Source organism: Candidatus Vagococcus giribetii, from assembly GCF_017316185.1.
Classification (GTDB): domain Bacteria; phylum Bacillota; class Bacilli; order Lactobacillales; family Vagococcaceae; genus Vagococcus; species Vagococcus giribetii.
Window position 1 is genome coordinate 1 of the sequence record NZ_JAFLVX010000039.1, and the last position, 6453, is coordinate 6453.

6 protein-coding genes are annotated in these 6453 nt (G+C 35.6%); 1 reads left to right on the forward strand and 5 read right to left on the reverse strand.

The genetic code is table 11. From position 1 onward, the window contains the following. The 4 genes from DOK76_RS12525 to mgtA form a co-directional block, all read right to left on the reverse strand. On the reverse strand, positions 1-89 hold an 89-nt coding region (locus tag DOK76_RS12525; protein ID WP_206968296.1), incomplete at its 3' end, for a biotin/lipoyl-containing protein. 38 nt (positions 90-127) lie between these two features. Further along, positions 128-1105, reverse strand: a complete 978-nt coding sequence (locus DOK76_RS12530; RefSeq protein ID WP_206968286.1) for an alpha-ketoacid dehydrogenase subunit beta — start codon at positions 1103-1105, stop codon at positions 128-130. A gap of 3 nt (positions 1106-1108) precedes the next feature. After that, the gene (gene pdhA, locus DOK76_RS12535) at positions 1109-2221 is read right to left on the reverse strand and encodes a pyruvate dehydrogenase (acetyl-transferring) E1 component subunit alpha (RefSeq protein WP_206968288.1); all 1113 of its coding nucleotides are present in this window, start codon (positions 2219-2221) and stop codon (positions 1109-1111) included. A gap of 473 nt (positions 2222-2694) precedes the next feature. Beyond that, complete coding sequence (gene mgtA / locus DOK76_RS12540) at positions 2695-5304, reverse strand: magnesium-translocating P-type ATPase (RefSeq protein WP_206968290.1); 2610 nt, start codon at positions 5302-5304, stop codon at positions 2695-2697. 247 nt (positions 5305-5551) lie between these two features. Here mgtA and DOK76_RS12545 point away from each other — a divergent pair, with 247 nt between their 5' ends. Beyond that, entirely contained in the window at positions 5552-6136 is a 585-nt protein-coding gene (locus DOK76_RS12545) for a bifunctional hydroxymethylpyrimidine kinase/phosphomethylpyrimidine kinase (RefSeq protein ID WP_206968292.1), read from the forward strand. Here the strand turns inward: DOK76_RS12545 and DOK76_RS12550 are convergent. Continuing rightward, positions 6133-6384: a hypothetical protein gene (locus DOK76_RS12550; RefSeq protein ID WP_206968294.1), complete on the reverse strand. Its 252-nt coding sequence runs from the start codon at positions 6382-6384 to the stop codon at positions 6133-6135. The genes DOK76_RS12545 and DOK76_RS12550 overlap by 4 nt on opposite strands. Between the last annotated feature and the right edge of the window lie 69 nt (positions 6385-6453).

The window sequence follows — 6453 nt, forward strand, 5'->3', positions numbered from 1 at the left end:
ATTGTATCGCCTTCTGCTACGAACCATTTTACGATTTCGCCTTCTGCAATACCTTCACCAATATCTGGTAATTTAAATTTAAAAGCCATCTAGTATTCTCTCCTTCTATCTTGTTAAAAGCGTCTAATTAGAATGCGTTAATTTCCTTAACTTTAGCTTCGATATCAGATGCATTTGGTAACCATGCATTTTCTGCCATACCGAATGGGAAAATAGTGTCTGGTGCTGAAACGCGACCAATTGGAGCTTCTAATGAAAGAACGGCTCTTTCTGAAATCTCTGAAACAACTTGTGCACCAACACCAGCTTGTTTTTGAGCTTCTTGAACAACTACAACACGTCCTGTTTTTTCAACAGAAGCGATAATTGTTTCAACATCTAAAGGAGCTACAGTACGTAAGTCGATAATTTCAACTGAGATACCTTCTTTTTCTAAGTTATCTGCTGCTTTAATTGCTTCACGAACCATTGCACCGTAAGTAATGATAGAAACGTCAGATCCAGCGCGTGTTACTGCTGCTTTATCTAAAGGAACAGTGTAAGCTTCATCTGGAACTTCCTCACGGAATGAACGGTATAATTTCATGTGTTCTAAGAAAACAACTGGGTCGTTGTCACGGATAGATGAAATTAATAATCCTTTAGCATCATATGGATTACTTGGGATTACCACACGGATACCAGGAGATTGAGCAATCAATCCTTCTAAGTTATCAGCATGTAATTCAGGTGTATGCACACCACCACCAAATGGGGCACGGATTGTGATTGGCATTGTTCTTGTTCCACTCATGCGGTAACGAGTACGAGCCATTTGAGCAACGATTTCATCCATTACTTCAAATACAAATCCAAAGAATTGGATTTCTGGAACTGGACGGAAACCTTCTAATGCTAAACCAAAAGCTAAACCACCAATTGCTGATTCTGCTAAAGGAGCATCAAATACACGGTCTGCGCCGAATTTTGCTTGTAAGCCTTCAGTGGCACGGAAAACCCCACCGTTGTTACCTACGTCTTCACCAAATACTACTACATCTTGGTTTGCTTCAAGTTCTAAAGCTAGAGCATCTGTAATTGCTTGAATCATTGTTTTTTGTGCCATGATTTATTTCGACTCCTTTGCTTCGTAAATATCAATTTGTTCTTGAATGCTTTGTGGAGCTACTTCGAACATATTTTTTAAGAAATCTGATACTTTTTGTTTTGGAGCTAAGTCAGTTGCTTTGATAGCTTCTTTGATTTCTTCTTTAGTTTGTTCAATAACAGCTTCTTCTTTTTCTTCTGACCATAAACCTTTTTCAGTTAAGTAAGTACGGAAACGGTTCAATGGATCTTTTGCTGCCCACTCATCTTCAGTTTCTTGTGAACGATATCTTGTTGGATCATCACCTGATAATGTATGTGGACCATAACGGTAAGTTAATGTTTCAATTAATACAGGACCATTTCCTGCTACTGCCCAATCACGAGCTGCTTTTGTTACTTGGTAAACTGCTAAAGCATCCATACCATCTACTTGAACACTTGGAATACCAGCTGCAAGACCTTTTTGAGCCAATGTAAATGCTGCAGTTTGTAATTCACGAGGTGTTGAGATTGCGTAACCATTGTTTTGGATGAAGAATACAGCGTTTGCTTTCATTGCTCCAGCAAAGTTAATTCCTTCATAGAAGTCCCCTTGTGAAGAACCGCCATCACCAGTATATGTAAATGCTACGTTTGGTTTGTTGCGTTTTTTAAGTCCTAAAGCAACACCTGCTGCTTGAACATATTGTGCACCAATAATAATTTGTGGTGGAAGTGCTTTTAAGTCTTCTGGGTATTCGTTACCTGCTGCATGACCTTTTGACCAAAGGAAAGCTTCTTTTAATGGTAAACCATGTTGAATTAATTGTGGTACATCACGGTAACCTGGTAATAATACGTCTTCTTTCTCCATTGCGAAGTGACTTGCTAATTGACTTGCTTCTTGTCCAGCTGTTGGAGCATAGAAACCTAAACGTCCTTGACGGTTTAATGCTGTTGAACGTTGGTCAAGTACACGAGACCATACCATTCTACTCATTAATTCTACTAATTCATCATCAGATAAATCTGGTAATAAATCTTCGTTTACTACTTTTCCGTTCACATCTAATACTTGAACAGTTTGGAAGTTCTCGTTGACACTTTCCAGAAACGCTGCAAAATCAAGTGGGTTTACTTTTTTCTTAGCCATACTGTTGCACAATCCTCTCTTATTACAATTTCATTTTGTTCTCAAACAGAAAGAAAAACTGTATCATTTTCTTTTCGTTTCAACACCTATAAGTTACCACGAGAAAATAAGTATTGCAAGCAATTAACTCAAGTTTTTCAAGCATAAAACAAGGTAATATCCTTGTTATGGTAAATAGTGATGATTTTCACTTTACATTTCACCTACGAAAAACAAACATCTTCTCTTTAACATCTCTCTGTATCAGTCTGTGACACGTATTAACAGATACTGTTATACATCAACTTTCAGAAAACACACTAATCCTACAATAATTAACTATTTAACTTGTTTTAGCCTTTACTGATTCTGTTTTAAATAAGGTGAAGATAATAAAAAAGAGGTGTCTCAACTTAAAAATTGAAACAGCCTCTCTTTTAATATTAGTTTTTAAAACCTAATTCTCTTTATCATTGTGAAAAAAATAATTTGAACTAAATCCAATGATGGTACTTCTTGATGTACTTATTCTTTATTAGTTGAACTAATACCATGTAGGAAAAAATAATGATAATCAGCCACATCCAGTAGTTACTTGGAAGCACTGCAAAGTCAAAAGCATCTCTTAACGGCTCTACTAAAACAATCATCAGCCCTGTAAGTATAGCTAATAGGCTCATGATCACCATTGGAGCACTTGCCCTACTTTGTAAGAATGGAACTTTCTCTGTTCGAATCATATAAACGACTAAGGTTTGACTACAAAGTCCAACTAAAAACCAACCTGTCTGGAACAGCGCTTGTTGTTCAACTGTGTTGGCTCCAATAACAAACCACATAACACCAAATGCAAGAATATCAAAAATACTACTAATAGGGCCAATTGAAACAGTGAACCTGAATAAATTTTCTCTATCAAACTTCACAGGCTTCATTATTTGGCTCTCGTCTACATTATCCCAAGGCATAGCTAGTTGAGAAATATCATAAACAAGGTTCTGTACTAAGAGTTGGATAGATAGCATAGGTAAGAATGGTAAAAACGCACTAGCCACCAGTACAGAAAAAACATTCCCAAAATTTGAACTAATCGTAATCATAATATATTTCATCATGTTCTTAAATACTTTTCGCCCTTCAATGACACCATCTTCTAAAACAGTCAAACTTTTTTCTAGTAAGATAATCGAGCTAGCCTCTTTTGTGATATCAGCTGCTGTATCAACAGATATTCCCACATCTGCGGTTCGTAAAGCAGGGGCATCATTAATACCGTCTCCCATAAAACCAACTGTATTCCCTTGTTTTTGTAAAGTTTGAATGATTCTTGCCTTTTGCATTGGATTAAGTTTTGCAAACAGATTGGTTTCATTAACAGCTAATTCAAACTCATCTTCGGTCATTTTGTCCAAATCTGCTCCGATATAAGCTTTATCAACTTCTATCCCTACATCTCCACAAACTTTTCTTGAAACAATCTCATTATCTCCAGTCAATACTTTCACTATTACACCGTGATGATGAAGTGATGAAATAGCTGTGACAGCTGATTGTTTGGCAGGATCTAGAAAGCCTACAAATCCAGCAAGAATCATATCGCTCTCATCTGAAACCGTGTAAGTAGCATCAGTATGGACATCTTTTTTATAAGCAACCGTGATTACCCGCATTCCTTGCTCATTCATTTTACGGTTAACATCATTCATCTGAATCAATAACTCCTCTGATAGAGGAAGTATTTCGCCATCAATTTCCACATAAGAGCAAACTGTAGCCATCTCTTCGACAGCACCTTTTGTAATCATCAATTGGTGCTCGCCCTTTGTTAACGCAACTGTTAAACGTCTTCTTGAAAAATCAAAGGGAATTTCATCGATTTTCTCAACATTATCATGTGTATTTCTTTCAGGATGAGTTTCATAATAATTAATAATGGCGTGATCCATTAAATTTTTCCAACCTGTTTGATAGTTGGAATTTAGAAAGGCTAAATCTAACACTTTGGGATCATCATCACCTAAAGGACTAACATGTTCCACTAAAACAACTCTATCCTCTGTAATTGTCCCTGTCTTATCCGTACACAAAACATTCATGGCACCTAAGTTTTGAATCGCATTTAATTCTTTAACAATCACTTTTTTCTTAGCTAGAGTTTGAGACCCTTTAGCTAAGTTGCTTGTCACAATCATTGGTAACATTTCAGGTGTTAGTCCAACTGCTACTGCAATAGCAAAAAAGAAGGCTTGGGTCCAGTCGCCTTTTATTAAGCCATTTATCAAAAAGACCACTGGGAATAATACCATTACCATACGCAACAGTAATTTACTAATATGATTTAAATCGCGATCAAAGTTAGTCAGGTCCCTTTTACCACTTGCTTGTTTAGCAATATCACCAAAGAATGTTTGTTGGCCTGTTTTAAGAATGATTGCTTCACCTTGACCACTCAATACATCCGTTCCCATAAAAATAAGGTTAGACAAATCAATAGCTGAAGAATCATCTATTTCTAATGTTTCTTGTTTACTTGTTTCATATTTTTCAATCGGCATCGACTCTCCTGTTAGAGAGGATTGATTGACAAATAAGTCCTTTGTCCAAATTAAGACACTGTCAGCAGGTATCATATCTCCGGCAGATAAATAAACCACATCTCCTGGAACAATCTCCTCCATGGGACGTTCTTTGACCTCGCCTTCTCTTTTAACAGCACACGTATGTTTAACTAAATCTTGAAGGGCTAGTGACTCTTGTTGTGCTTTAAAATCTTGGATAAACCGAATGACCGCACTAACTATAATCATAGTTCCCATAACAATAACTGCTTCGTAATCTTTTGTTAATGCTGACACAACTAAAAGTCCCACTAATACATAAATAAAAGGATCCATGAAAGATTTTATTAAGACTGAGTACCAGGGATCTGGTTTTTTCACATCTACTTTGTTTTCACCAAATTCTTCGAGCCTCTGCTCAGCATCTTCATAAGTCAAACCATTTGTTGAAGTCCTAAACTCCATCATCAATTCTCTTTCAGACAAACGAGAGTATTTCCGCAACTCTTGATCTTTATTCACAGTTGACAACCCTTTTTTCAACAATACCACCCCATATTTTATTTTTTAACATAATAAAAAAACCAATAGTAACCACGTATTTCGAATTAATTCATTATTAAAGTATAAATAATAATATATAAGACAATCTCCCTTCTATACAACTGTAACTGGTTCAATCTTCAAAATCAAATTTCTTCGAGTGATTCTTTTTAAATGTTACGAATATTCTAGTATAAACAGAATCGTCTTGTAGTATAATCAGATTAACACTAATTCACTGGAGGCTCTTATGGTAAAAAAAGTTCTAACTATTAATCATTCCAATTCAAAAGCAACAACAGGTATTCAAAAAGACATTCAAGTCTTCCAACAAAATGGTGTTTTCGGTTTTACGACGATTGTATCGATTCACACACAATACGAATCATTTGAGGTATCAAATCAAGTCATAGAAGAGCAATTAGAATCTGTCTTCCAAGACGGACCGATGGACGCGATTAAAGTAACTGAAGATTTAAATGAAGCAGGCATTAACTCTTTAAACGCCTTTTTAAAAGCATCCCCAGAGCAGTCTGTTATTCTTGAAACCTCTTTAGAGAGTTTATCTCTCTTTACAGAAACACTCCATCAAATTCAAGGAATTGTTATTACAACACCAAATAAAGAATTATTCTTTAATGAAGCAAGTGAGTTGTTGACCGAGCTAAGTAACACTTATCAAGTTGACTTCTTTATCCCTTACTTTAAAGAAGAATATTATTACCTAACAATAAAAAATCATGACTTTTTATCTATTAAAGCTGAAACAACTAATTCATTCTCAGCTTACTTAACTAGTCAATACGCCAAAAATAAAAGACAAGCCAAGGATTAACCCTCTGGCTTGTCTTTTTCAATTATCTTCGTTACTTTAAATGCTGTTGCGTTTTCTGCTGATAATTTTTTATCAGATAAATCAAATAAAATGTGCTCTTCTTCAGGTTTATTTGGGTCTGTTACAATCACAAGGCGACTGAGTCCATTTCTTTTCATGTGCTCAATTTGCGCTGTACGTTCTAATTCTTTTGTATCAAAGTTAGAAGCAATGGCATTTCCTAAATTAAAAAAGACTGTTTCTTCCATAATAAACACTCCCTTGATTTATTTACTTCTATTATATCATCTACTATCCAAATCGAGTAGAGGAAAAAG

Excerpts from the sequence above, each read along its gene's own strand:
- DOK76_RS12530 (WP_206968286.1), bottom strand. The coding sequence starts at position 1,105 with ATGGCACAAAAAACAATGATTCAAGCAATTACAGATGCTCTAGCTTTA.
- pdhA (WP_206968288.1), bottom strand. The coding sequence starts at position 2,221 with ATGGCTAAGAAAAAAGTAAACCCACTTGATTTTGCAGCGTTTCTGGAA.
- DOK76_RS12545 (WP_206968292.1), top strand. The coding sequence starts at position 5,552 with ATGGTAAAAAAAGTTCTAACTATTAATCATTCCAATTCAAAAGCAACA.
- DOK76_RS12550 (WP_206968294.1), bottom strand. The coding sequence starts at position 6,384 with ATGGAAGAAACAGTCTTTTTTAATTTAGGAAATGCCATTGCTTCTAAC.